Genomic DNA, 24,004 nt, shown 5'->3' on the forward strand with positions numbered 1-24,004 from the left:
TCGTGGACGGCGGCAACCGCTCACTTGCGTCCCTGGAAAACCGTCGCCACGAGCTCCTGGCGGGCCGGCCCGTACTCCTCGAAGATCCCCGAGTAGGCCGAGGACGTCATGGCCGCCGGGGTGCGGATGCCCCGCATGCTCATGCACAGGTGCTCACCCGTGGCGATGACCGCCACGTCCACCGAACCCGTCACCTTCGTGACCTCGTCCGCGATGTCGCGCACCAGCCGTTCCTGCACCTGCAGCCGGTGTGCGTGCCGCTGCGCGATCCGGGCGAACTTCGACAGCCCGAGCACATCGCCGTGCGGCCGGTAGGCGATGGTGACCGCGCAGGAGAACGGCAGCAGATGGTGCTCGCACAGGGACCAGACGTTGATGTCCGAGACCATCACCATCTGTCCCTCCGTCCGTAACGGGAACAGGGTGTCGACGACTCCGGCGTCGTACTGCGAGAACTCCCGCCACCAGCGGGCGAATCGCGCCGGCGTCTCCTTGAGCCCGTCGCGTTCGGGGTCCTCACCGATCTCGACCAGCAGCCGACGCGCGATGTCCTCCAGCGGGTCCGGGGACGGTGCCTCCCCGCGCGGCTCGTTCAGGACGTCCAGTTCCATGGCTCCGCTCACTGTGCTCACACACCTCTCCTGTCGCCCCAGACGGCAACATGCAGTCGAGTGGTCAAGTTCCAGCCTCGCGCCACGACCTCGTCGCCCAGAGCGGCCAGATGCCGGCCGACCTCTGCCGGCAGCTGCCCCTCGGGCATGATCCAGACGGGGTCCGTGCCGTACCGCTCGACGACGGAGGCCACCTCGTCGAGATCGCTCGTGTGACGGCAGACGAACTTGAAGGCCGTTCCGGGCACCGCGGCGAGGGCGCGCAGTGCCTCCGGGACCAGCCGTCGTGATTCCGGGTCGCCCGAGTGCGCCAGCTTGGGCGAGACGTTGAACCGGACGCCCAGGCGCACCAGGTCGTCCCGCGGGACGACGGTGCCGTTCGTCTCGATTTCGATCTTCCGGCCCGCGGCGGTCAGTTCACGGACCAGGGGAAGCATCCGGCGCTGCTGGCTGAGGGGTTCCCCGCCGGAGATCACGATCAGGGGTACGTCGTAGTCGAGGAGTCTGCGCAGCACCTCGGACCAGGGCATGGGGGTCAGTTCCCGACGGGGGTCGTAGGCGACCCCGGTGTCGCCCGTACCGGTCCAGTCCCAGGTGTACGGCGTGTCGCACCAACGGCAGGACAGATTGCAGCCGCCCAGCCGCACGAAGGCGCAACGCCGGCCCGCCGAGGGGCCCTCACCCTGCACGGTCCTCAAGTGGGGCCGAAGATCTCGTTGACCACGAGCTTCGGTTCCACCTTGGCATCACCTCCCCGGCCCGGTGCCGCCAGGGCCTGCTCGCCCGTCACGGCCGGTACTCCGCCCAGGTCTTGGCGGTCTCGGAGACCCGTATCGCACTCAGCTGCGGATAGTGCGGCAGCCAGCGCTCGTACAGCCACTGCGACAGGTTCTCGGCCGAGGGGTTGCGGTCGGTCAGCACGTCGTTCAGGTGCCGGTGATCGACCTCGGTGTCCAGCCACCGGCTGAACTGCTTGAGGTCGCCGTAGTCCCGTACGAACCCCGCCTTGTCCAGACCGTCCGCCGGCGCCGAGAGCTCCAGCTCCACCACATAGTTGTGGCCGTGCATCCGGCCACAGGGATGGCCCTCCGGCAATTCGGCCAACTGATGACTGGCCGAGAAGTGGAACTCCTTGGTGATCCGAAAAGCCATGTACACCCTCCTGCTCAGGTAGGACCGCGCCGCACGTCACGCCGTGGGGGACGCCCATCGGGAGCGCCGGTCCCATGGTGTGTTCGGCCCCGCACCCGCACATCACGGCCAGGACCGTGACCCGGGCCGGGGCATACCGAGAAAGAGCGGACGGGATACCGAATCAGCACCGTGCGGCGCGCCCCGCGCACGGTGGGGCCCGCACACGGTGGGGCGGAGGCGGCGGTACGGGGGCATCGGGACGGAGGCGCGGGAAAGGCCCACCCGCGCCTTGCCCAAGGGGCCACGACGGAGGAGAAGTCCCAGGCACGGCGTGTCGCCCGTTGCCTCCGGAAGGAGACACCGGTCAACCACTGTTCATCTAGCGGGAGTTGCCGGAGACTCGGTGCCGCGCAACACGCGGACCCGCCGCAGGGCCCGTCCGCGTGCCGGCACCGCGCTCACACCCGTGCCGCGCCCTTGAATGCGCCGGCCCCCACATTCCGGCACCCCGGTCCGACGCCCGTCCCGTCCTCCGACGGCTCTGCGGATCGCCTTCCCGGCGAAGACCGCATGCGCGTCCTCCGGGTCCCCACACACCGAAGGAAGTTCCTTGACGAGCACAGAAGTCACCGACCTCGACATCGCCGATATCGCCCTGGCAGTGGCGGGGCGGCAGGACATCGCCCTGGCCGAGCACGAGATGACCGGCCTGATGGCGCTGAGAGCCGAGTACGCGGGCCGGCGGCCGCTCGCCGGTGCCCGGATCAGTGGATTCCTCCATCTGACGATTCAGACCGCCGTGCTCATCGAGACCCTGGTGGCCCTGGGCGCGGAGGTCCGCTGGGCCGGCTCCAACCGTCTCTCGACCCAGGACCGTGCCGCAGCGGCCGTGGCCGTCGGCCCCGCCGGAGGCCGGCCGGTCCCGGTGTTCGCGTGGAAGGGCCAGAGCCTGGAGGACTTCTGGCGGTGCGCGCAGCGGGTACTGGCCTGGCCGGACGGGGGTGGCCCGACCATGCTGATGGACGACGGCGGGAGTCTCACCCTGCTGCTGCACCAGGGAGTGGAGTACGAGAAGACGGGAAGCGTCCCGGCCGGCGAGGAGCCGGCGGACCCGAACGCGCTCGCGATGCTGGACGTGGTGAAGCGCGCCGCTGAACACGACGCCTCGTACTGGAGCACACTCGCCGCGAACGTCCGGGGAGCCAGCGAGCAGACCACCACGGGCACCGCCGTGCTGCGGCGGCTCGACGAGGCGAACTCCCTGCTGTTCCCCGCGATCAGCGTCAACGACTCGGTCACCAAGTCCAAGTTCGACAACCGCTACCAGTGCCGGCAGTCGGTGGTCGAGGCGCTCAAGGCGGCCACGGCCACCCAGATCGGCGGCAAACTGGCCGTGGTGTGCGGTTACGGCGACGTCGGAAAGGGCTGCGCCGACGCGCTGCGGGCGCAGCTCGCCCGGGTCGTCGTCACCGAGATCGATCCCATCTGCGCCTTTCAGGCGGCCATGGACGGCTTCCTGGTCGCGCCCCTGGAGCAGGTGATCGGCGAGGCGGACATCGTCATCACGACGACGGGCTGTGCGGGTGTCATCACCGCCGAGCACCTGGCCCGGATGAAGCACCGGGCGATCGTGGGGAACATGGGGCACCTGGACACCGAGATCGACGTCGGCTCCCTGGCCCGCATTCCCGGCATCCGCAAGGTGCCGGCCAGGCCACAGGTCCACGAGTGGGCCTTCCCCGACGGCCATACGGTGATCGTGCTGTCCGAGGGCAGGCTGATGAACCTCGGCAACGCGCCCGACCACCCCAGCTTCGTGATGTCGAGTTCGCTCTCGAACCAGGCGCTGGCACAGCTTGAGCTGCATACGAACGCCGGCGGCTACCCGCCCGGGGTCCACCACCTGCCGAAGATCCTCGACGAGAAGGTGGCGAGGCTGCACCTCCCCACGCTGGGCGCCGAACTGACCACGCTCACCGCCGCACAGGCCGTCCAGCTCGGGGTGCCCGTCGGCGGACCCTACAAGCCGGAGAACTACCGCTACTGAGCACACATCGCCGGTCCCCGGCGGCCGCCTTCCGGCCGCCGGGCCGGTGGCCCGCCCCCGATTCCCCACCGCCACCACCGCCTCACGGAGGAGGGACGAGATGTCGCGCCCCGATATCACGGCCACGGAGCTGATCGACCATTACGGCCTGGCGCCCCTGCCACTCGAAGGGGGTTTCTTCCGGCCCACCTGGACCGCGGCGAAAGAACAGGGCGGACGCCCCGAGGGCACCGCGATCCTTGCCCTGCTCACCGCCGAAGGTGAGCAGTTCTCGGCGATGCACCGCTTACCGGTCGACGAGATATGGCATTTCCATCTCGGTGATCCGATCGAACTTCTGCTGCTCGCCCCGGACGGAACGGACCGCACGGTCGTTCTCGGGCACGACGTCCTGGCCGGACAGCAGGTGCAGCTCCGCGTCCCCAAAGGCACCTGGATGGGCGGCCGGGTGTGTGACGGGGGTCGGTGGTCCTTGTTCGGCTGCACGATGGCGCCCGGTTTCGTCCCCTCCGACTACGAGGGCGGAGACGCCGGGGAATTGTGTGCGCGGTATCCACGGGCCGCCGCGCGGATCAGGAGCCGGTGCCGCCCCGGGGTGCCACTCCGTATGACGGAGGATTCACCGGAATTCTGATCCTGCGGCTTCTTCCGGCCCTTCCCGGCACCCGGGAATCAGCAGGCCCCGGCACCCTGCCCCGCGTAGGTCACGAGGTGGGTGTCATGCCCGGCAAGTTCACGTGCGAAGCCCTTCACGGTCTTCTCGAAGCGGTATTCCTCGCGTGAACTGCGGTGCAGCAGATGGATATCGGCCAGCGCGTCGAGGACCCGCTGCGCCCGCACGATGTCCGATCCCAGTATGTGTGCCGCCTCGGTAACGGTGACGACATACCCCGCGCACCCCCCGAGGAGCCGTAGCCCGCGAGCGGCCTCCGGCTGGAGGTGACGGTAGGAGCCGGAAAGCGCCGTATACATGTCGCTGGTCTCGTCATGCGTGGTGCACAGGTACTTGAGCAGCGCTTCCGAACCACACCGTTCGCACAACGCCAGACCGTCCATCATCTCCCTCTGTTCCACGGCGATACGCACGGTCAGGGGAAGATAGCGGCACGCACAGCAGGAATTCCTTTCCAGCGGCAAAGGAGTCCCCGCGAGACGGGACAGCAGCCGGGTGCACTCACCCTCGGACAGGTACGGCACCGTGATGCGGTAGGCACCGTCCCGGGTGACCAGCCCGGTCAGACGACTGCGACTGGTGATCACGGCCATGCACTGGGGCGAGGCCGGCAGGAGCGGCCTGACCTGTTCCGCACCGGCGGCGTTGTCGAGGACGATCAGGACCCGTTTTCCCGTCAGCAAACTGCGGTAACTCGCGGCCAGATCATGTAACTCACCCGACAGATATCCGGGGTCGGCGCCCAACGCGGTCAGGAAACTCCGCAGCACCTGGCGACTGCCGGCGGGCTGCCCGTCCGTACGGAACCCCTGGAGATCGGCAAACAGCACACCGTCGGGAAAATGACTCCGGACGCCATGGCTCCAGTGCACGACAGTGGCGGTCTTTCCCACCCCGGCCGCCCCTTCGACCACTGTGGCGACGGCCTGCCCGTCGCGTTGCCGATGAACCTCGGCGAGCATGGCATCCAGCTGTTCCAGGGTTTCTTCGCGGCCGGTGAAGTCGGCAATACTGCGGGGAAGTTGAACGGGGCTGGTACGTCCACTCCGGCGCCGCGGAGAACGCACGGCCAGGGCGAGAAGACTCCCTTGTGCGCCCAACGCCTCGTCACACAGCCTGACCAGCCCCTCAGCCGGCTGCTTCTTCCCGGTTTCCACCCGACTCAAGTGACTTCTGCTATAATTCACGAGTCGAGCCAAGTCCCCCAGCGACATTCCGCGTTCTTTACGCAAGGCTCGCAGAGACGATCCGAACGAGGCACCCACAGAAGTTATTCGCTTCGTCATCCGCCTTCTCCATGCCGACAAATCTTCACGGCAGCCAGAAATCCCATGGAGGAGTCGCGCCGGGACTCTGTGCACTGCGCTCAGAACATAACCGTCTGGGGCACCATCCCGTCTTGCACAGGAAAAATATCCGGCTAGCAGTCACGCCGGACGATTTTAGACATCAAAAAGCACATGAAGATGGAAAGAAGCCGGCTTCCCTTCTCCTCTGGGCGAGCCACGGCGGCAGACCTGCGCCGGGCACCGGGTTCGGCGAATGCTGGGTCACGTTTACGCCATCTATGGCGGCGTCATATTCGTATTTGATCACACCTGTGCGCAGGTGGACATGGTGCAATCGGGGTTTGTCCGGAACCAGCGGTTCGCCGCGATCGGCAGAACGACACCCCTGTCGGCGGCGGACGTTCCGCTCCACCCACCCACCGGACCCCCGCACCGGCCCTCGGGAGCCGCCGTGCCCAACTCCCTTTCCGTGCCCCCGGTTCGGGTTCACTCACCTGCTGAGGAGAGACCACCCGGCCACGCCGCACCCACGCCCCGGAAGCTCAGCCCCCGTATCGACCGGCCGGACCCGCGCCTCCTCCGGGTCGGCGCGTACCCCGGAGGCCGACCGCGCCGAGACGCCGGCAGCACCGGTACGGCCCCCTCATCCCCACGGCGTTCCGGGCACGCAACTCACACCTCCGAAACGGCGGTGACCTCAGGCACGGAAGGGCCCACGGTTTCACTTTGTGGGCCTAGCAGTCGGTTTGTGACCACGAAGAATCGGCCACACAGCAGAAGCACGGCGACAGCGAGGAATCCCCCACCGCCCGCGACGGCGAAGCCGGTTCCGCTGGCGCCGTACTGCGCGGCGGAACCAGCCATGGCCGTACCGGCCGCGACGCCCACCCCCAGGGCGGTCACCAGCCACGAGAAGGCCTCCGTCACGGTCCCGGACGGTGCGACCCGGTCGACCACGACGAAGCCGCAGGCCAGCACCGGGGCGAAGAACATCCCGGAGAGCGCGGCGAGAAGGATCATCCAGGGGAGGCCGGGCGTCAGCATCAACGGCAGGTAGCAGAGGGCCAGTCCGGTGGTCAGCGGACGCAGCCGCTGTTCCGGAGTGCCGGGCCAGACCCGCGACCCGTAGAGGAGACCACCCATGAGTGCGCCGAGGGAGTTCGCCGCCAGGACCCAGGCGGACACCGGGCCGGCGCCGTGCTCGTCCCCGTAGGCGACCGCGGAGACGGACACACTGCCCAGGGACACACCGACGAAGAGGATGACCCCGAGCAGAACCAGCAGCGGGGACGAGCGCAGTGCCCCGAGCCAGTGGGCGGTACGGGGAGCCGCGCGCCAGCGGCGGGACGGCGCGGCGGTCACCATGACGAGCGTCCCGGCCACCCCGATGAGTCCGGTGGCGATCAGGGCGACCTCCTCGGAACCCACCGCGATCAGGAACGTCACCAGCAAGGGGCCGGAGGCGAAGAGGATCTGCTGGGCCGCGGCGTCGAGTGCGTAGGCCGCCTGCAGCCGCTCCTCGCTCCGGAGCAGTTCGGGCCACAGGGCGCGCATCCCGCCTTCGAGCGGCGGGGCCGCCAGACCGGCCAGGACGACCGCGGCGGCGGCGAGGGGCACCGGTTCGCGTCCGACGACCGCGAGCAGTGCGAAGCCCGCGCCGGAGAGCAGCGCCCCGAGGATCATCACCCAGGTCTGGCCACGCCGGTCGACGGCCCTGCCGAGCAGCGGCTGCCCGACCGCGACCGAGGCACCGAAGAGCGCGGTCAGCGCCCCGGAGAGCCCGTATCCGGCACCCTCCGAACGGAGAAACATCATGATGCCCAGCGCGGACATCCCGTGCGGCAACCGCCCGATGAGGGCGCCGCCGAGTAATCGAGCGGCATGCCGGGTGCCCAGCAGGCTCCTGTAGCCGTGCGCCATGTTCCCCACCCCTCGGCCGGCGGCCGACAACCGGACCGCGACCGTAGTACGTATAACTCCCCAGTGATGTCTACCATGTTGGGAGCAAGCGGGTCCACCGCCGCCGCGGGCCGACTGCCGCTTCCCGGGGCCACCCTCGACGAGCTGCGCACATGGATCGACTCCTGCGTGGACGACGGAGGCTGATCAGGGTCGCGGTGACAGCGCCGCTGCCGGGCGAGGCGGCCCCTCCCGTCGCGGCGGGATGCCGGGTGGGGCCGCTCTGGAACGTCCGTCCTGGTGTGTGGTGGTCAGCCGCCTGCGAGCGCCGTCCGGGCCGGCGCGGTGTCGGCCCGGCCCTTCTCGTACACCGTGAGTCCCCGTGCCAGGTGGAGAGGAACCAGCAGCAATTCGACGATGAGGGCCTTCCAGGCGTAGACGAGGTTGACGGCCTTGGTGGCGTAGACGCAGGGGATGTTCAACAGGACGGTGGAGAGCGGGAGTTTGCGGCGGTGGGCGGCGTAGAGGAGGGGTGGCAGGGTCAACAGGAGTTCGGCGCCGGCCCACCAGGCGACGGCGAGGGCGGGTGAGGCGCCGGTGGTGGTGGCGACCAGGAAGGGCGTCGCCCACCAGAGGGGTGCGGTGAGGATCTCCAGGAGGGCGAGGAGGACCCAGAGCGCCAGCAGGGGTTTGTGGCGGATGAGTTGTCCGAGGTGGAGGCGGACGTTCTGGCAGAAGCCGGCCATCCAGCGCCAGACCTGTTTGCGGAGGTAGGTGAGGTCTTCCGGGTCGGCGGCCAGGGCGACAGCATCGGAGACGTAGACCGCGCGTCTGCCCGCGATCTGCTGGGACCAGGTGTAGTCCATGTCCTCGACGATGGTCCGTTCGGGAAAGCCGCCGAAGGCCATCAGGTCGTCTCGGCGGAAGACCGAGCAGCAACCCGAGCACACCATGGGGCTGTTGGCGCGGGCCTGGATGGGACGGTGCCAATGAAAGCCGAAAAGGTACTCGGTGGAGCGTCCGCGTTCCCACAGTGTGCGGGTGTGGCGGGTGCGGACCGTGCCCGCGGCGACCGCGACGCCGGGGTCGTCGAAGACGGGCAGGACGGTCTCGATGTAGTCCGGTGCGAGGACGGTGTCCGCGTCGACGGCCAGGACGAGGTCGGTGGTGCACCGGGGCAGGGCGTAGTTCTGTGCCTTGGCCTTGCTGCCGAGGTTGCGGGGCGGGCGGAGCACGGTCACTCCGTGTGCCGCCGCCACCTCCCCCGTACGGTCGGTGGAGGCGTCGTCCACGACCAGAATCCGGTCAGGCCGGACCGTTTGAGAGGCGAGGGACTCCAGTGTCGCCGGAAGTCCCTCCTCCTCGTTGTGTGCGGGCACGATGACGGTGATGGTGTGCATGTCGGTCTCCCCCTGTCTTGCGGATGGCGCTGACCACGACGGTGAGCAGTCCGATCAGGCCGTAGGCGATGGTGCTGATGCCGATGAACGGCAGTCCTCCGTGCATGTCACCGACGGTAGGGGAGGTGGCGCCGGGCGTGGTTCCGGAGGATTCCTCCTGTGGATAACTCGCATGCGGGGTGCTGTGCGCAGGGGATGACTTGTGCACGGGACGACGCGCGTGCGGTGACTCGCGCGTGCGGTGACGCCCGGCCGGAGTGGCCGTCAGGAAGCCTTCCCGGCCCTCGCTTCGGTGGATTCGGTGGATTCGGTGGATTCGCCGTCGTGACCGCCCGTCACCGGTCGCCGTGATGAGCCGGTGTCGGCCGTGCGGCCGGGGAGCGCGGCCGCGGCCAGGGCGCCCGTCGCGGCGACGGCCGCGAGGATCAGGAGGGTGGGGCTCATCGCGGAGAGGAAGGCCACGCCGTTCCAGTGCGGCCCGCCGCCGGGTGCGTGGCCGCCGGAGGTGGGGGCCATGAGGGTCATGAGCATGGTGGCCATCGCGACGCCCAGCGTCGGGCCGACGTTCATGGCGGTCTGCTGGAGGCCGCCCGCCACTCCGGCGTGCTCCGCGGCGGCGTGACGCACGACGACCGCGGTCGCCGTGACCATCACCGTGCCGAAGCCGGCGCCCAGCAGGAGGAATCCGCTGCTGATGGCCGGCGCCGTCGAGGTCCGGTCGAGCTGGGACAGCACGAGGACACCGAGGGCCAGGAGGACCATCGCCACGACGGTCGTCCGGCGGGGGCCGAACCGGCGCTGCAGTACGGCCGAGGCCGGGGCGCTCAGCACCATCAGCACGGCCAGGGGCAGCACCCGCAGACCGCACTGCAACGGGTCCATCGCGAGGACGTCCTGAAGGAAGTAGGTGCTGATGAACAGCGCGCCGAACAGGGCTGCCGATGCACAGAGAAGCACGGCGAGGGCCGGGGCGAGCGCCGTCGAGCCGATCACGGAGGGCGGGAGCAGCGGGCTCGTGGTGCGGCGTTCGTGCCGGACGAAGACCCCGCAGGCGACCACGGCCGCGGCCGCGCCCAGTGCGGTGGCCGGAGTCCAGCCCGCCTCCGGGAGGGCGACGAGGGTATGGACGAGGCCCACCAGGGTCAGCGCCAGCAGGCAGGCGCCCGGCAGGTCGAGTCGGGTGGCGGTGGTGCGGGTGCCGCCGGTGGCTCCCGTGGTCGCGTCGGTGCCGGTGGCGCCGGTCGTGGTCGCGGAGGTGGTCGGTGATTCCGTGGCGGGGAGGCGAACGGCGAGTGCCAGCAGGCCGGTCAGGCATGCGGGCACCACGTTGAGGAAGAAGACGGACCGCCAGCCCCACTGGGCGACCAGAGCGCCGCCGAGTACCGGGCCGGCCGCGGCCGCCAGCCCGATGGCGCTGGTCCGCAGCGCGAGCGGCATACCGAGCCGGTCAGGAGGATAGGCGGCGCGCAGCATCCCCAGGGTGGCCGGCTGCAGCAGCGCGCCGAAGACGCCCTGAGCCACCCGCAGTCCGATCACCCAGCCGGCGCCGGAGGCCAGGCCGATGCCCGCCGACGTGGCGCCGAAGCCCAGGATGCCGAGGGCGAAGAGCCGTTGGTGTCCGTAGCGGTCACCGAGCCGGCCGGCGAAGACCAACAGGCTGGCCACGGCGATGAGGTAGCCGGTACTGGTCCACTGGATCTGCCCGAACGAGGCGTGCAGGTCCCGCTGGAGGGCGGGCTGCGCCACGGTCAGCACGGTGCCGTCCAGGGCGACGATCACGGCCCCGGTGACGCTGCCGGTGAGGACGAGGCGTTGGCGGCGTCGGGTGGTCATCGGCCCTCCGGTCCGAGATGGGCGTCCAGCGCGGCCCGGAGCAGCGGCTCGGCCTCGTCGGTCCCGGTGGCGAGTTGCAGGCTGCCCCATCGCCACAGCTGGGCGATGCCGTGCAGGTTGCTCCACAGGGCGCCCGCGACGACCTGTGGCGGCACGTCGGACCCCGGCTGCACCCGGGAGACGAGACCGACGAGTACCCGGAAGAGCGGCAGGCTGGTCTCCCGCAGTCCGAGCTGGTTGCTCTCCAGCAGGTCGTGACGGAACATCAGCTCGAACATGCCGGGGTGGTTCAGCGCGAAGTCGAGGTAGCCGCGGCCCAGCGCCATCAGCTGGGCGCGGGGGTCGTCCCGGTGGTCGTCGAGGTGCGCAGCGACCGTGTCGGCCAGGTCGGCGAACCCCTGGCGGGCGATGGCGGACAGCAGGGACAGATGGGTGGGGAAGTGGCGCCGCGGAGCGCCGTGGGAGACCCCGGCCCGGCGGGCGATCTCCCGCAACGACAGTGCCGGTACGCCCTCTTCGGTCAGCAGGTCGATGCCGGCCTGGACCAAACGGGCGCGCAGGCCCGCCTCTTGATCGCTCATGGACACTGTCTACCGCATGGGGGTAGACAGTGTCTACGCGCGGCCGTCCCGTCGGCCCCGGGCGGGCGAGGAGGCGGGCGGGGGCGCGGAGCGCACAACGACGCCGGCCGCCGCGCCCCGTGGGGGCGAGCGCGGCGGCCGGCGGGTAAAGCTGAGGACGTGAGGTGCTTACTCGACGACCTTCAGCAGCTTGTTGGGCGTGCCCTCGCTCGGGTTCGAGATCTTGTCGGGCGTGGCACCGTCGGTCAGGGCCTTGGCGACCTCGGCCGGCTTGGCGTCCTTGTGACCGGCCAGGTAGACCGCGGCGGCACCGACGACATGCGGGGTGGCCATGGACGTACCGGAGATGGTCTTGGTGGCGCCGTCGTTCCAGTCCGAGGTGATGTCGGAGCCGGGGGCGTAGAGGTCCACGACCTTGCCGAAGTTGGAGAAGTCGGACTGCTTGTCGTCCTCGGTGCTGGAGGCCACGGTGATGGCTTCCTTGACCCGCGACGGGGAGCCCTGGCCCGCGTCGGAGGACTCGTTGCCCGCCGCGACGGCGAAGGTGACGCCGGCGTCGATGGCCTTCTTCACGGCCGCGTCGAGGGCCTCGTCCGCGCCGCCGCCGAGCGACATGTTGGCGACCGAGGGGCCCTTGTGGTTCTTGGTGACCCAGTCGATGCCCGCGACGACCTGCTCGGTGGTGCCGGAGCCCTCACCGTCGAGGACCTTCACGCCGACGATCTTGGCCTTCTTGGCGACGCCGTGCTCGGTACCGCCGATGGTGCCCGCGACGTGCGTGCCGTGGCCGTTGTCGTCCTCGGCCTTGTCGCTGCCGTCGATGGCGTTGAAGCCGTACGACGCGCGGCCGCCGAAGTCCTTGTGCTTGATGTGGACACCGGTGTCGATGACGTAGGTGGTGACACCCTCACCCGCGCTGGCGGGGTAGTTGTACTTCTTGTCGCCCTTGGTGTCTTCCTGGTCGATGCGGTCCAGGCCCCACGACGGCGGGTTGGCCTGGGCCTCGCTGATGTGGAACTTCTTGTTCTGGACGACCTTGTCGACGGCCGGGTCGGCCGCGAGCTGCCTGGCCTCCTCGGCGCTCAGACCGGTCGCCGAGAAGCCGTCGATGGCGGAGGAGTAGTTCCGCTTGACCTCGCCGCCGTACTTGTCGGCCAGGTCGCCGCTCTGCGTCGTACGGATCGACTTCTTCATCATGACGATGTAGCTGCCGTTGACGGCGCCCTTGGCCTCGGCTCCGTAGATCTTGCCTTCGGCGGCCGGGGACGCGCCCGCGGTGACCGCGGTGACGGCGGCGATACCAGTGGCGGCGACGGCGGCGGATATCGCCGTGATGAGCCGCTTCTTGCTGGAACGCTTGTGAGCCATTGCGAGGATTCTCCTCGTTCGTGGTGTGGGGGGAAAGCGTTGCGCAATAGCCCGCACAGACCGGAAGATCTGCGTCGGGCTGGCTCGAAACCCTGTCTGATTGATGAGTTCAATTCAAGGCCAGCCCGGTCGTGTGAGATAAGCAACAAGGTCCCTGAAATGGGAAATGTTTCAGAAGTGGTCAAAGTGACCCCGGAGTTGAACCCCGGCGACTCAACTCCGTTTACACACCCGCAATGGACGGTGATGCGGCGGTGAACGAGGCACCGGACGAGGGAAGCGTCCGGCTTCCCACTTCCGGTCGCGCAACGTGTTCGCCTGCCTTCAATAAGCAAGGAAACAGGGCTAGTTGGGTTACCCGAAGAGGCTTCCAATAACGTCCCGCAAAGCGGCCCCGTCCGTTCTCGGCCCCCCGCATGCCGTGCGCTTCAGCGCTGATAGCGGGCCAGGACCAGATTGCCGTCCTCGACGAGCCGCTTCCGCAAGGCGCCCAGGCCAATGGCGCCGCTGTAGTACTCCTGGAGCCCCGGGGTGGCGATCTTGTCCTTCCACTCCGGGTATCCGCGGACGGACTGGGCCGGGGCGGAACGCAGCGTGCCGGCCAGTGCGGTGCCCGTCGCCCAGCCGTGTCCGGCGGTCCGCAGCGCCGGGTCCCGCAGCGCCTCCCGGCCCGTCGGCAGCATCCAGTCGCCGAGGGCGAGCCGGACCATGTTCGGCGGGCTGAGGAAGAAGTCGATGAAGGCCATAGCCTCGTCCTTGTACGGGCAGTCTGCGGCGATCGACAGGGTCTGCGGGCTCACCCCCTGCTCCTGGACGGTGCCCCGGGGAGCGGGCAGCACCGTCCAGTCGAAGCCCCTCGGCGCCTGCTGGGCGATCTGCTGACGGTAGGAGAAGCCGAGCGGCACCATCGCACAGCGCCCGGCGAAGAAGCCCGGGAGGATGTCGGAGCCGCCCATGCCCAGGGTCGTACGGGAGGCGCTGCGGGCGACGTTGACCTGGTCGTGGAGGGTGCGCGGGACCACCTGGTCGGCGGCGTCGAAGCGCACCTCCACCCTGCCGTCGCGGCGGCGGTGGAAGATCTGGCCGCCCGTGGACAGGGCGAGGTTGAGGGTGGCGGAGACGGGTTCCTTGAGCGGCCAGGCGACCCCGTAGGTGCCGCCGCGGGTCAGCCGCTGGGCGGCCTCCGCGAACTCGTCCCAGGTCCAGGGGTGTTCGGGGGTGGGAACGCGGACGCCGGACCGGTGCAGCTTCGCGCGGTCGGCGATCAGCACCCGGGGCTCCTGGAGGAACGGGATGCCGTAGATCCGGCCGTCGAAGGTGCCGGTCTCCCAGCTCCGCTGCGGGATGTCGCGCCGGAGCCGCGGCGGCAGGAGGGCGGTGAGGTCGGCGAGGTCGCCGCCGTAGGCGAAGTCCGCGAGGTCGTCGGAGGCGTCGTGGATGATGTCCGGGGCCTCGCCGCCCTCGAAGGAGGTCAGCAGCTGGTCGTGGACGGTGGGCCAGGCGCTCTGGACGTACTGCACCCGGACGTCGGGGTGTTGTCCGTTCCAGGCGGCGACCAACTGCTTGTTGGCCCTGACGGAGTCCTGCTGCCAGGCCGGCGACTGGAAGCGCAGGGTGACCGGGCCGCCGGCCGTCCGGCGGCGGGTGCCGGAACAGCCCGGCAGCAGGACACCGGCCGGCAGCGCGGCCGCCGCCGTGAGCAGCCCCCGCCGGGTCACGCGGCGCCCGGTCCCGTGGTCGTGGCGCATCAGCCCTTCACCGCCCCGGCGAGCATCCCGCCCGTGATGCGCCGCTGGATGACGGCGAAGAGCAGCAGGCTCGGGAGGGTGGCGAGGAGCGCGGCGGCGGCGAGCGGACCGAGGTCGGCGGCGCCCTCGGCGCCGAGGAAGTGGGTCAGCACGACCGGCAGCGTCTGTTTCTCGGGGGACTTGAGCAGGACCAGGGCGAAGAAGAACTCGTTCCAGGCGGTGATGAAGGCGAACAGCGCGGTGGCGACGATGCCGGGCGCGAGCAGCGGAGCGGTGACCGAGATGAGCGTGCGGAGCCTGCCCGCGCCGTCCACCGCCGCCGCCTCTTCCAACTCCCGTGGCACGGCGCGGATGTAGCCGGTCAGCATCCACAGGGCGAAGGGCAGCGACCACACCACATAGACCGTGATCAAACCGGTCCGGGAGTCCACCAGGTGCAGCCCCTTCAGGATCAGGAACAACGGGATGATCACCAGCACCAGCGGGAAGGCCTGGCTGACCACGACCCAGCCGGTGGCCGCCCGTGCGAGGCGGCCGCGGAAGCGGGCCAGGACATACGCCAGAGGGGTCGCCAGCAGGACCGCGAACAGCGCGGAGACCGCCGCAGCCAGCAGGCTGTTGCCCGCGGCCGCCGGCAGTGGCTGCTGGGCGAAGGCCTGCCGGAAGTTCTCCAGGGTCGGCGCCTCGGGAATCCAGGTGGGGTGGACGCTGCCCAGTTCCCGTGGTGGCTTGAAGGCGGTGGAGAGCAGCCACAGGAAGGGGAACGCGAGGAAGGCGAGATAGCCGAGGAGCGCGGCGTACTGGGCGGCGCGGGTGGCGGTGCGCCGTGGGGCGGCCGTGCGCCGTGGGGTGCTGCGGGAGCGGCCGGTGCCCTTCGCACCGTGCGGGGCGGTGCCGTACCGGCCGCCGCCGGCCCCATGGAAGGTGTTCACCGGTCGTCGTCCCCCTTCAGCCGTCCGGCCAGATAGACGGCCAGCAGGACCGAGATCACCGCCACCATCGCCAGGCCCATCGTGGCGGCGTATCCGAACTGCCCGTAGCGGAAGGCCTCTTCGTAGGCGAACAGCATCGGCAGTCTGGTCCTGCCACCGGGGCCGCCGTCGGTCAGCACGAAGACCAGGGCGAAGGAGTTGAAGTTCCAAATAAAGTTGAGGGCGGTGACGGCGAGGGCGACCGGGCGGAGGGCGGGCCAGGTGACGGTGCGGAAGCGGCGCCAGGCGCCCGCGCCGTCCAGGGCGGCGGCCTCGTGCAGTTCGCGGGGCACGTTCTGGAGACCGGCCAGCAGGGTGACCGTGGTCTGCGGCATCCCGGCCCAGACGCCGACGACGATGACCGCGGGCAGGGCGGTCGCCAGTCCGCTCAGCCAGTCCCGGCCTTCACCGGCCCCGGACAGGCCCAGACCGCGCAGGGTCTCGTTCAGAACGCCGGCGTCGGGGTGGTAGACCAGCCGCCACATGATGCCGACGACGACCTCGGGCATCGCCCACGGGATGATCGCCAGCGCCCGGGCCAGCCAGCGCAGCCGCAGATCGAGATGGAGCAGCAGGGCCAGGCCGAGCGCGAGCAGGAACTGCGGGACGGTGACACCGAAGGCCCAGAGGAGGCCGATCCGGAACGAGTCCCAGAACAGCGCGTCCTGGAAGAGGTCGGAGAAGTTCAGCAGCCCCACGAACCGGGTGGCCTGGGTCCGGCCCGACTGGGCGTCGGTGAACGCCAGCCCGATCCCGTACAGCAGCGGGCCCACGCTCAGCAGCAGGATCGGCAGCAGCGCGGGCAGCACCAGGAACCAGACGCCCAGGTCACGCCGCGGCCGGGCCGGTTGGCCGGCGGCCGGTGCGGTGGACCGCCGGGGTGCGGTCGCCAGGGTCATCGGAGACGTTCCCCACGACGCGTTCCGGACGGTCCGGCGCCGTGGGTCCCCGCCGTCGGCACTGCTGCCATCGCTCCCCCTCTCCCCCGGCCGGCCGTGCCCGGCCGCCGTCATCGTGGTGACGACCGGCATCCCCGTCAAGGTCCCCGGCCGATTCCGCGGCGGCGTTCCCGCCCCGGGAAAGCCGCCGGGCCCCCAGGGCCGACCTGCGACACTGGTCGCTCACCGGCACCGCAGGAGGCACCCCGATGACCGAACCGAGCCCCGCCGCCTTCACGGAGGCGCGCGCCCGGGACGTGCTGGCCGCGGCCGGGCACCCGGAGGCGGCGGCCGAGGCCGCGCTGCTCTCGCTCGGCGAGAACGCCGTCTTCGCCCTCGGCGACCACGGGCCGGTCGTACGGGTGGGCCGCAGCGCCGAACTCCTTGAACGGGCCGAGCGGGAACTGCGCGTGGCGCAGTGGCTGGCCGCCGAGGGCGTGCCGGCCGTACGGGCCGCGGAGCCCGTGGCGACGCTGGCGGACGGCCATCCCGTGACCTACTGGCACCGGCTGCCGGAGGCCGTCCGCCCCGCGGGGCCGGAGGATCTCGCCGCGCTGCTGAAGCTCGTGCACGCACTGCCCGAGCCGCCGTTCACGCTTCCCCGGCGCGAGCTGCTCGGCGGCGTCGAGCGCTGGCTGCGGCTGGCGGGCGACGCCGTGTCGGCGCCCGACGCGGAGTATCTGCGCGGGCGGCGGGACGCCTTCGCGGCGGCCGCCACGGCCCTGGAGCCGCATCTGCCGCGCGGTCCCGTCCACGGCGACGCGCTGGCCCGTAACGTGCATGTCGGGCCGGACGGGCCGGTGCTGGTCGACCTGGAGACCTTCTCCTCCGATCTGCGCGAACACGACCTGGTCGTGATGGCGCTGAGCCGCGACCGCTACGGGCTGCCCGCCGCCGCCTACGACAGCTTCGTGTCGGTCTACGGCTGGGACGTACGGGACTGGGAGGGCTGCGCCGTGCTGCGGGGGTCCCGGGAGACCGCGAGCTGTGCCTGGGTGTCCCAGCACGCGCCCGGAAACCCGGCGGCACTCAGGGAGTTCCGGCGGAGGATCGCCTCACTGCGCGACAAGGACGCGACGGTGCGGTGGTACCCCTTCTGAACGGGGCGGCCTGACGGGCCGGGGCCCCAGCGGGCCGGACGGGCTCGCTCCCGCTCAGGCCCCGGCCTGGTGCGGGATCAGCGGCCAGGCCGGCTCGACTATCGCCCGCGGGTCGCCGGAGCGCCGCAAATACTCCTGGAACGACGCGGCTTGCTCGGCGGCCGCCTGCTCCTGGAGGGCGTGCAGCGCGCGGGGCGACGGGAGGGCGACGGACGGATACTTCTCCCCGATGCGCCGGACGACCCCGGCCGCGGCGGCCGCGTCGGCGCCCGCTTCGTGGGCGCCGTCCAGCCGGACGCCGTAATGCGCGCAGAGCGCCTGGAGGGCACGCTTCCCCTTGCGGTAGCGGTCCACGTGCTTGTCCAGGACGAGGGGGTCGATGACCGGCGCGGGGGCGTGTCCGAGGCGTTCGGTCAGGGTCCGCAGGCCGTGGCGCCGGCACTCGCGGTCCAGGAGCGAGAGGTCATAGCGCGCGTTCATCACCACCAGCGGGATCTCCGCGCGCAGGGCATCGGCCAGCGCCTCGGTGATCTCCTCTATCGCGGTCGCCGGCGGACGGCCGTGCTCCCGGACATATGCGGTGGAAATACCGTGAATCGCCGCCGCCTCGTCAGGGATCGGCACCCCCGGATCGAGCAGCCAGGTCAGCTTCTCCGCGGCGCGGCCGTCCCCCTCCAGGCGGAGCAGGGCCGCGGTGACGATGCGGTCCCGCTCGACGTCGGTGCCCGTCGTCTCCAGGTCAAAGCTGACCAGCAGCTCCTGATGCCAACTCATGCCGACACCTCGCTCGGCGCGCACCTCTTGATGATGAACTCGCTCCGCTCGCTCATGCCGACACCTCGCTCCGCCCGCTCATGCGGCCTCCTTCGGTGGTACTTCCCCCGTTGCCCGCCCACTGTCGCACGCACCACTGACAATCGACCGGCCGCACGATCCGCACGGTCCCGGGCGGGGGCGGTGCCCCGTGGGCGGAGTGGAGACGGCGGCCCGTTCAGGACACCGGCCGCGAATCCGCCCACATGCTCTCGAACTCCTCCCGGTAGGTCTCGAAGAGACCGTGGTCACCGTCGCGGGTGTGCGGGGCGTCCTGGCGGACGACCTCCCGGCCGCCGCCGCGGAGGACGAGGACGGGCGACTCCATCCCGCGGCTCTTGCGCAGGTAGGGCTGGATGACGGCGACGCCGTCGGGGCCGTCGCCGTCGACGAGGTAGGCGGTGAAGCGCGGCGTCTCGTCGAAGACCTGGATCTCGAAGGCGCCGGGGTCACGCAGCCGGGCCCGCACCCGCCGCATATGGAGGATGTTCATCTCGATGGAGCGGCTCATCTCGCCCTTCTTCAGGCCGATCTCGCGCTCCCTGCGGCGGACCGCGCTGCTGGCCGGGTTGAGGAAGAGCAGCCGGACGCGGCAGCCGGACTCGGCGAGCCGGACCAGGCGGCGGCCCGAGTAGTTCTGCACCAGGAGATTGAGCCCTATCCCCACGGCGTCGAGCCGGCGGGCGTCGCCGAAGAGGTCCTCGGCGGGGAGCTGGCGCTGCAGACGCACCCGGTCGGAGTGCACCCCGATGACGTCGGCGTAGCGGTCGCCGACCAGGTCCTCCACCGCGTCGATGGGCAGCCGCCCGGAGATCCGGGTGCCGACGCCGGAGCCGAGTATGTCCAGGAGACGGGCGGAGGCACGCTCGGCCTGGGCCAGCACCGTCTCGGACAGGGCGCGGTTGCGGGAGACGATGTTGCGGGCGACCTCAAGCTCGTCGAGGGCCAGCTCGACGTCGCGGCGGTCGTCGAAGTACGGCTCGAAGCAGGGCCAGTGCTGGACCATCAGTTCGCGCAGCTGCGGAAGGGTCAGAAAGCTGACGATGTTGTCGTCGGCGGGGTCGAGGAGGTAGCCCTTGCGGCGGCTGACCTCGCGGACGGCGACCGCGCGCTGCACCCACTCCTGACCGGCCGGGCCGGCCGCCGCGACCACCCATTCGTCGCCGTGCACCGGCTCGTAGATGGGCCGCAGGACGGCGGCGACGACGGCCCGCAGCCGCTGCTCGACGAGATTCAGCCAGATGTAGGCGCGGCCGGCCCGGCGGGCGCGGGTGCGCACCTCACTCCAGGCGTCGGCGCCCCAGTCCAGCTCAGCACCGATCTCCAGCGGCCGTGCCAGGGACACCGCGCCGGGCGGTGCGTCGACGGAGCCGCCCTCATGGCCCTCATGACTCTCGTCACCAGGGGGCAACTCCAGCCCGCCACTCACCTGCCACCGCCTTCCGAACCCCCGTGCCAACGATCAAGGCAGACTACTGCGGTGCGGGAGGCGGTGCAGCAGGATGGATCGAGTCGGTTGCCAACTCCCCTTGTCCATACTGCCGGTTGTCGCCGGAGCGCGCGGGCGGAGTGAGCGGATTCATAGCCCCGGCACCGCCTCGGACCAGCGGGAGACCCCGCCGCGCGGGGGCACCGCCTCCCGGTCCTCGTCCGGGGCGGATGCCGGGACCCCGGGGGCGGCCCACGCGATGGGGTGTTCCGGCGGCCGGCCGTTGACCCGGGTACCGAAGGCGCCGCCGGCCTCGGGCTCCGCGGTTGGCCGGGTTGTCGCTGGCGAACCGGGCGCATTTGTTGTACTCGGGCACATAGGCGTCATGTGTGGTGTATTTGCGTCCCGTGCCCGTGCCCGTGCCGGTGGCGCACCGGCGCCGGGGACCCCGGTGCGACCGTGCACGTGGCCGCGACGGCGCCCGGCGGCACGACCGGTAGGACGATCCGACATCGCGACAGTTGCCACCATTCAGCGGCAATCTCGCGTAAAACCCTGGGTGAGCGACACGTTACGGCGAACGGGGGGAAGGATGTCGAAGCCGTTCCGCGGATGTGTGCCGTGGAGTCGCCGCAGCGCCCGACGAGAAAGTGGAAGAGTCTACCCATGCAGGTCTGGCCGGGACAGATGTATCCGCTGGGTGCCACCTATGACGGGGCGGGCACCAACTTCGCGGTGTTCTCCGAAGCCGCGCACCGCATCGAACTGTGTCTGCTGCACGACGACGGTTCGGAGACCGCCGTCGAGCTGCGCGAGAGCGACGCCTTTGTGCGGCACGCGTATCTTCCGGGGGTGATGCCGGGGCAGCGCTACGGCTTCCGGGCGCACGGTCCGTACGAGCCGGAGCAGGGGCAGCGCTGCAATTCGGCGAAGCTGCTGCTCGACCCGTACGCCCGCGCCATGAGCGGCCGGATCGACTGGAACGAGGCCGTCTACGGCTACCACTTCGGGCGCCCCGAGGTCCGCAACGACCTGGACTCGGCGCCGCACACCATGGCGTCGGTGGTGGTCAACCCGTACTTCGACTGGGGCGACGACCGCCCGCCGCGCACCGCGTACCACGAGACGGTGCTCTACGAGGCCCATGTGAAGGGCCTGACGATGCGCCATCCGGAGCTTCCCGAGGAGCTGCGCGGCACCTATGCCGCGCTGGCGCATCCGGCGGTCATCGACCATCTGACGAAGCTCGGGGTGACCGCGCTGGAGCTGATGCCGGTGCATCAGTTCGTCCAGGACCACCGGCTGGTGGACGCGGGGCTGACGAACTACTGGGGCTACAACACCATCGGCTTCTTCGCCCCGCACAACGCCTACGCGTCGTGGGGTGACCGCGGGCAGCAGGTGCTGGAGTTCAAGACGGCGGTGCGGGCGCTGCACCAGGCCGGGATCGAGGTGATCCTCGACGTGGTCTACAACCACACGGCCGAGGGCAGCCATCTGGGCCCGACGCTGTCGTTCCGGGGGCTGGACAACGCCTCCTACTACCGGCTGTCGGAGGACCGGCAGTACTACATGGACACCACCGGCACCGGGAACTCGCTGCTGATGCGCAGCCCGCATGTGCTGCAGCTGGTGATGGACTCGCTGCGCTACTGGGTGCAGGAGATGCGGGTGGACGGCTTCCGCTTCGATCTGGCGGCGACGCTGGCCCGGCAGTTCCACGAGGTGGACCGGCTGTCGTCGTTCTTCGACCTGGTGCACCAGGACCCGGTGGTCAGCCGGGTGAAGCTGATCGCCGAGCCGTGGGATGTCGGTGAGGGCGGCTATCAGGTGGGGAACTTCCCGCCGCTGTGGACCGAGTGGAACGGGAAGTACCGGGACACCGTGCGGGACCTGTGGCGGGGCGAGCCGCGCACCCTGGCGGAGTTCGGGTCGCGGCTGACGGGTTCCTCGGACCTCTACCAGGAGGACGGGCGACGGCCGCTGGCGTCGGTGAACTTCGTGACCTGCCATGACGGCTTCACCCTGGGCGATCTCGTCGCGTACAACGACAAGCACAACGAGGCCAACGGCGAGGACAACCGGGACGGTGAGCGCCACAACCGGTCCTGGAACTGCGGTGCCGAGGGTCCGACCGGCGATCCCGGGGTGCGGCGGCTGCGGGCCCGGCAGATGCGCAACTTCGTGGCCACGCTGATGCTGTCGCAGGGCGTGCCGATGCTCAGCCACGGGGACGAGTTCGGGCGCAGCCAGGGTGGCAACAACAACGCCTACTGCCAGGACAACGAGCTGTCGTGGGTGCGCTGGCCGGAGCCGGGGCGGGGCGGGGGCTCAGGGGAGGACGACGGGGCGGACGCGGACGGGCCGGACGGTGCGGACGCGGCGGCGGACGAGGACGCGGAGCAGCGGGCGCTGCTGGCGTTCGTCCGGCAGATGGTGTGGCTGCGGCGCGACCATCCGGTGTTCCGGCGCCGGCGGTTCTTCCAGGGGCACCCGGTGGAGGGCGCCCGGGACGAGCTGTCCGACATCGCCTGGTTCACCGCGGGCGGCGAGGAGATGGGGCCGCGCGACTGGCAGTCGGTGCACGCCAACTCGCTGACGGTGTTCCTCAACGGCAGTTCGATCTCCGAGCCGGGCCCCCGGGGCGAGCCGGTCACCGACGACTCGTTCCTGCTGATGTTCAACGCCCACGACCAGGAGAAGGAGTTCAGGGTTCCCGATCACCTCGGCCGGCAGTGGCAGGTCGTGGTGGACACCGACCGGCCGCGGGCGGTGGCGGACGGCGGCGGCGCCAAGGTGAAGGCCGGCGACCGGCTGACGCTCATCGGGCGGAGCCTCATGGTGTTGCAGCGGCCGGCCTGAGCGGCGCTGGCGAGGGGTCCGTGCGCCGGGTGGTCAGGGCGAGGCCGAGGATCAGGACGGCGGCGCCGACCGCCGCTGCGAAGGCGGCGGACGGGCCGTACGCCTCGGCGAGCCGGCCGGAGGCGGCCAGGGACAGTGCCTGGCCGCCGACCACCGCGCTGGTCAGGAAGGCCATCGACTCGGCGAGCCGGCCGGCCGGCACCAGCCGTTCGGTGAGGCCGAACAGGGTGATCAGATGCGGGGCGAAGGCCGCGCCCAGGACCACGACGGCCAGGTAGAGCGCCCCCAGGGACCGGACGAACAGCAGCGGCACGGAGAGCACGATCAGTGCCACGGCGGCCGCCCGCCAGCGCGCGGGCAGCCCGATCCGGGCGGGCACCAGCGCCAGCGCCAGCCCGGCGGCCGCGCTCATCACCCCCATCGCGGCATAGACCAGCCCGGCCTGGGCGGGCCGGTGGAGGTCCGCGGTCAGCGCGGTGATGCCGGACTGGCAGGCGCCGAAGAGGGCGCCCTGCAACGCCATCGAGGCGCGCATGGCGTGCACCGCGCGGGGCAGCCGGGCGCGGCCGGTGACGCGGCGGCGGTCACAGGGGTCCTCGGGGGCGGCGGCCGGAACGGGCGGGTTGGGGGACGGCCCGGCCCCGGACCCGCCCGTGGGCCCCGCCGCCACCGCCGTGGGGTGCAGCGCGAAGGCGGAACCGCAGACCGCGAGCAGCAGTGCGGCCAGGGCGAGCGCCACGGCCGGGTGGGCCACCGTGGCGGAGAGTCCGACCAGCGCCGGGCCGAGCACGAACGACACCTCGTCCAGGGTGCCTTCGAAGGACAGCGCGGTGTGGACCAGCCGGTCGTCGGCCCGTGCGCGGCGGGCGAGCGCCACCAGCCGGGTGCGGGCCAGCGGCCCGATCTGCGGTACCCCGGCACCGGCGAGCAGCGCGATCAGGGCGAGCGGCAACGTCCCGGTCCGGGCGAGGGCGGCGAGCACCAGTGCGGTCACGGCGAGGGCGTCGAACCAGCAGGCGGCCAGCACCACCGCCCGCTGTCCGTGCCGGTCGGCGAGCCGGCCCAGCAGCGGGCCGCCCGCCGTCTGACCCGCCGCCAGCGCACCGCCCACCAGGCCCGCCGTGGTCAGCGAGCCGCTGGTCTCCGCCACCAGCAGCAGACTGCCGAACTGGCACATGGCGGTGGGCAGCCGGCCGAGGAAGGAGACGACGGGCAGCAGCGGCCCGCCCAGCGCGAGCACCCGGCCCAGGGTGGCGGTGGCAGCGGTCATCGGCCGACGCTATCCGCCGGTCCGCCGCGCGCCCCACG

General features: G+C 70.9%; 19 protein-coding genes. 4 read left to right on the forward strand and 15 right to left on the reverse strand.

Translation table 11 applies throughout. The annotated features are described in order from the left end of the window. Positions 1–20: 20 nt before the first annotated feature. The 3 genes from folE to ACGFN2_RS15025 form a co-directional block, all read right to left on the reverse strand. On the reverse strand, positions 21–623 hold the full coding sequence (gene folE / locus ACGFN2_RS15015; protein WP_362604998.1) for a GTP cyclohydrolase I: 603 nt from the start codon (positions 621–623) through the stop codon (positions 21–23). A 5-nt stretch (positions 624–628) separates the two neighbouring features. Beyond that, on the reverse strand, positions 629–1,300 hold the full coding sequence (locus tag ACGFN2_RS15020; RefSeq protein ID WP_362604996.1) for a 7-carboxy-7-deazaguanine synthase QueE: 672 nt from the start codon (positions 1,298–1,300) through the stop codon (positions 629–631). 97 nt (positions 1,301–1,397) lie between these two features. After that, positions 1,398–1,763: a 6-carboxytetrahydropterin synthase gene (locus tag ACGFN2_RS15025; protein ID WP_362604843.1), complete on the reverse strand. Its 366-nt coding sequence runs from the start codon at positions 1,761–1,763 to the stop codon at positions 1,398–1,400. Positions 1,764–2,355: 592 nt separating this feature from the next. Here ACGFN2_RS15025 and ahcY point away from each other — a divergent pair. After that, complete coding sequence (ahcY, locus tag ACGFN2_RS15030; RefSeq protein ID WP_393360389.1) at positions 2,356–3,792, forward strand: adenosylhomocysteinase; 1,437 nt, start codon at positions 2,356–2,358, stop codon at positions 3,790–3,792. 100 nt (positions 3,793–3,892) lie between these two features. Continuing rightward, a complete protein-coding gene (locus ACGFN2_RS15035) occupies positions 3,893–4,426 on the forward strand; it encodes a cupin domain-containing protein (RefSeq protein ID WP_393360391.1) in 534 nt (177 codons plus the stop codon). 38 nt (positions 4,427–4,464) lie between these two features. Here ACGFN2_RS15035 and ACGFN2_RS15040 read toward each other — a convergent pair whose 3' ends face one another. The 9 genes from ACGFN2_RS15040 to ACGFN2_RS15080 all read right to left on the reverse strand — a co-directional run bounded on the left by ACGFN2_RS15040 (position 4,465) and on the right by ACGFN2_RS15080 (position 16,453). Continuing rightward, a complete protein-coding gene (locus tag ACGFN2_RS15040) occupies positions 4,465–5,751 on the reverse strand; it encodes a helix-turn-helix domain-containing protein (protein ID WP_362604837.1) in 1,287 nt (428 codons plus the stop codon). 675 nt (positions 5,752–6,426) lie between these two features. Beyond that, complete coding sequence (locus ACGFN2_RS15045) at positions 6,427–7,674, reverse strand: MFS transporter (protein WP_393360393.1); 1,248 nt, start codon at positions 7,672–7,674, stop codon at positions 6,427–6,429. Between the two features lie 290 nt (positions 7,675–7,964). Next, a complete protein-coding gene (locus ACGFN2_RS15050) occupies positions 7,965–9,053 on the reverse strand; it encodes a glycosyltransferase family 2 protein (protein WP_393360395.1) in 1,089 nt (362 codons plus the stop codon). A gap of 264 nt (positions 9,054–9,317) precedes the next feature. Beyond that, positions 9,318–10,886, reverse strand: a complete 1,569-nt coding sequence (locus tag ACGFN2_RS15055; protein WP_393360397.1) for an MFS transporter — start codon at positions 10,884–10,886, stop codon at positions 9,318–9,320. Continuing rightward, positions 10,883–11,467 carry a TetR/AcrR family transcriptional regulator gene (locus ACGFN2_RS15060; protein WP_362604830.1) on the reverse strand — a complete coding sequence of 195 codons (585 nt, stop codon included), beginning with the start codon at positions 11,465–11,467 and terminating at the stop codon, positions 10,883–10,885. Before ACGFN2_RS15060 ends, ACGFN2_RS15055 begins: the two co-directional genes overlap by 4 nt. A gap of 168 nt (positions 11,468–11,635) precedes the next feature. Then, entirely contained in the window at positions 11,636–12,835 is a 1,200-nt protein-coding gene (locus tag ACGFN2_RS15065; RefSeq protein WP_362604828.1) for a S8 family serine peptidase, read from the reverse strand. 428 nt (positions 12,836–13,263) lie between these two features. Next, complete coding sequence (locus tag ACGFN2_RS15070) at positions 13,264–14,583, reverse strand: ABC transporter substrate-binding protein (RefSeq protein ID WP_393360399.1); 1,320 nt, start codon at positions 14,581–14,583, stop codon at positions 13,264–13,266. Beyond that, positions 14,583–15,515, reverse strand: coding sequence for a carbohydrate ABC transporter permease (locus ACGFN2_RS15075; RefSeq protein ID WP_393360401.1), 933 nt, complete (start codon positions 15,513–15,515; stop codon positions 14,583–14,585). Before ACGFN2_RS15075 ends, ACGFN2_RS15070 begins: the two co-directional genes overlap by 1 nt. After that, positions 15,512–16,453 (reverse strand): carbohydrate ABC transporter permease, encoded by a 942-nt coding sequence (locus ACGFN2_RS15080; RefSeq protein ID WP_393360404.1) that lies wholly within the window; start codon positions 16,451–16,453, stop codon positions 15,512–15,514. Before ACGFN2_RS15080 ends, ACGFN2_RS15075 begins: the two co-directional genes overlap by 4 nt. 248 nt (positions 16,454–16,701) lie before the next feature. Between ACGFN2_RS15080 and ACGFN2_RS15085 the strand changes: the two genes are divergently transcribed. Continuing rightward, positions 16,702–17,592: an aminoglycoside phosphotransferase family protein gene (locus tag ACGFN2_RS15085; protein WP_393360406.1), complete on the forward strand. Its 891-nt coding sequence runs from the start codon at positions 16,702–16,704 to the stop codon at positions 17,590–17,592. A gap of 54 nt (positions 17,593–17,646) precedes the next feature. Here ACGFN2_RS15085 and ACGFN2_RS15090 read toward each other — a convergent pair whose 3' ends face one another. Further along, positions 17,647–18,366 carry an exonuclease domain-containing protein gene (locus ACGFN2_RS15090; RefSeq protein ID WP_393360408.1) on the reverse strand — a complete coding sequence of 240 codons (720 nt, stop codon included), beginning with the start codon at positions 18,364–18,366 and terminating at the stop codon, positions 17,647–17,649. A 217-nt stretch (positions 18,367–18,583) separates the two neighbouring features. Then, a complete protein-coding gene (locus tag ACGFN2_RS15095) occupies positions 18,584–19,834 on the reverse strand; it encodes an SAV2148 family HEPN domain-containing protein (RefSeq protein ID WP_393360410.1) in 1,251 nt (416 codons plus the stop codon). Positions 19,835–20,500: 666 nt separating this feature from the next. Between ACGFN2_RS15095 and glgX the strand changes: the two genes are divergently transcribed. After that, complete coding sequence (glgX, locus tag ACGFN2_RS15100; protein ID WP_362604816.1) at positions 20,501–22,696, forward strand: glycogen debranching protein GlgX; 2,196 nt, start codon at positions 20,501–20,503, stop codon at positions 22,694–22,696. Here the strand turns inward: glgX and ACGFN2_RS15105 are convergent. Next, positions 22,671–23,966, reverse strand: coding sequence for an MFS transporter (locus ACGFN2_RS15105; protein WP_393360412.1), 1,296 nt, complete (start codon positions 23,964–23,966; stop codon positions 22,671–22,673). The genes glgX and ACGFN2_RS15105 overlap by 26 nt on opposite strands. Between the last annotated feature and the right edge of the window lie 38 nt (positions 23,967–24,004).

It is taken from the genome of Streptomyces sp. NPDC048612, from assembly GCF_043199295.1.
In the GTDB taxonomy this organism is placed as follows: Bacteria; Actinomycetota; Actinomycetes; order Streptomycetales; family Streptomycetaceae; genus Streptomyces.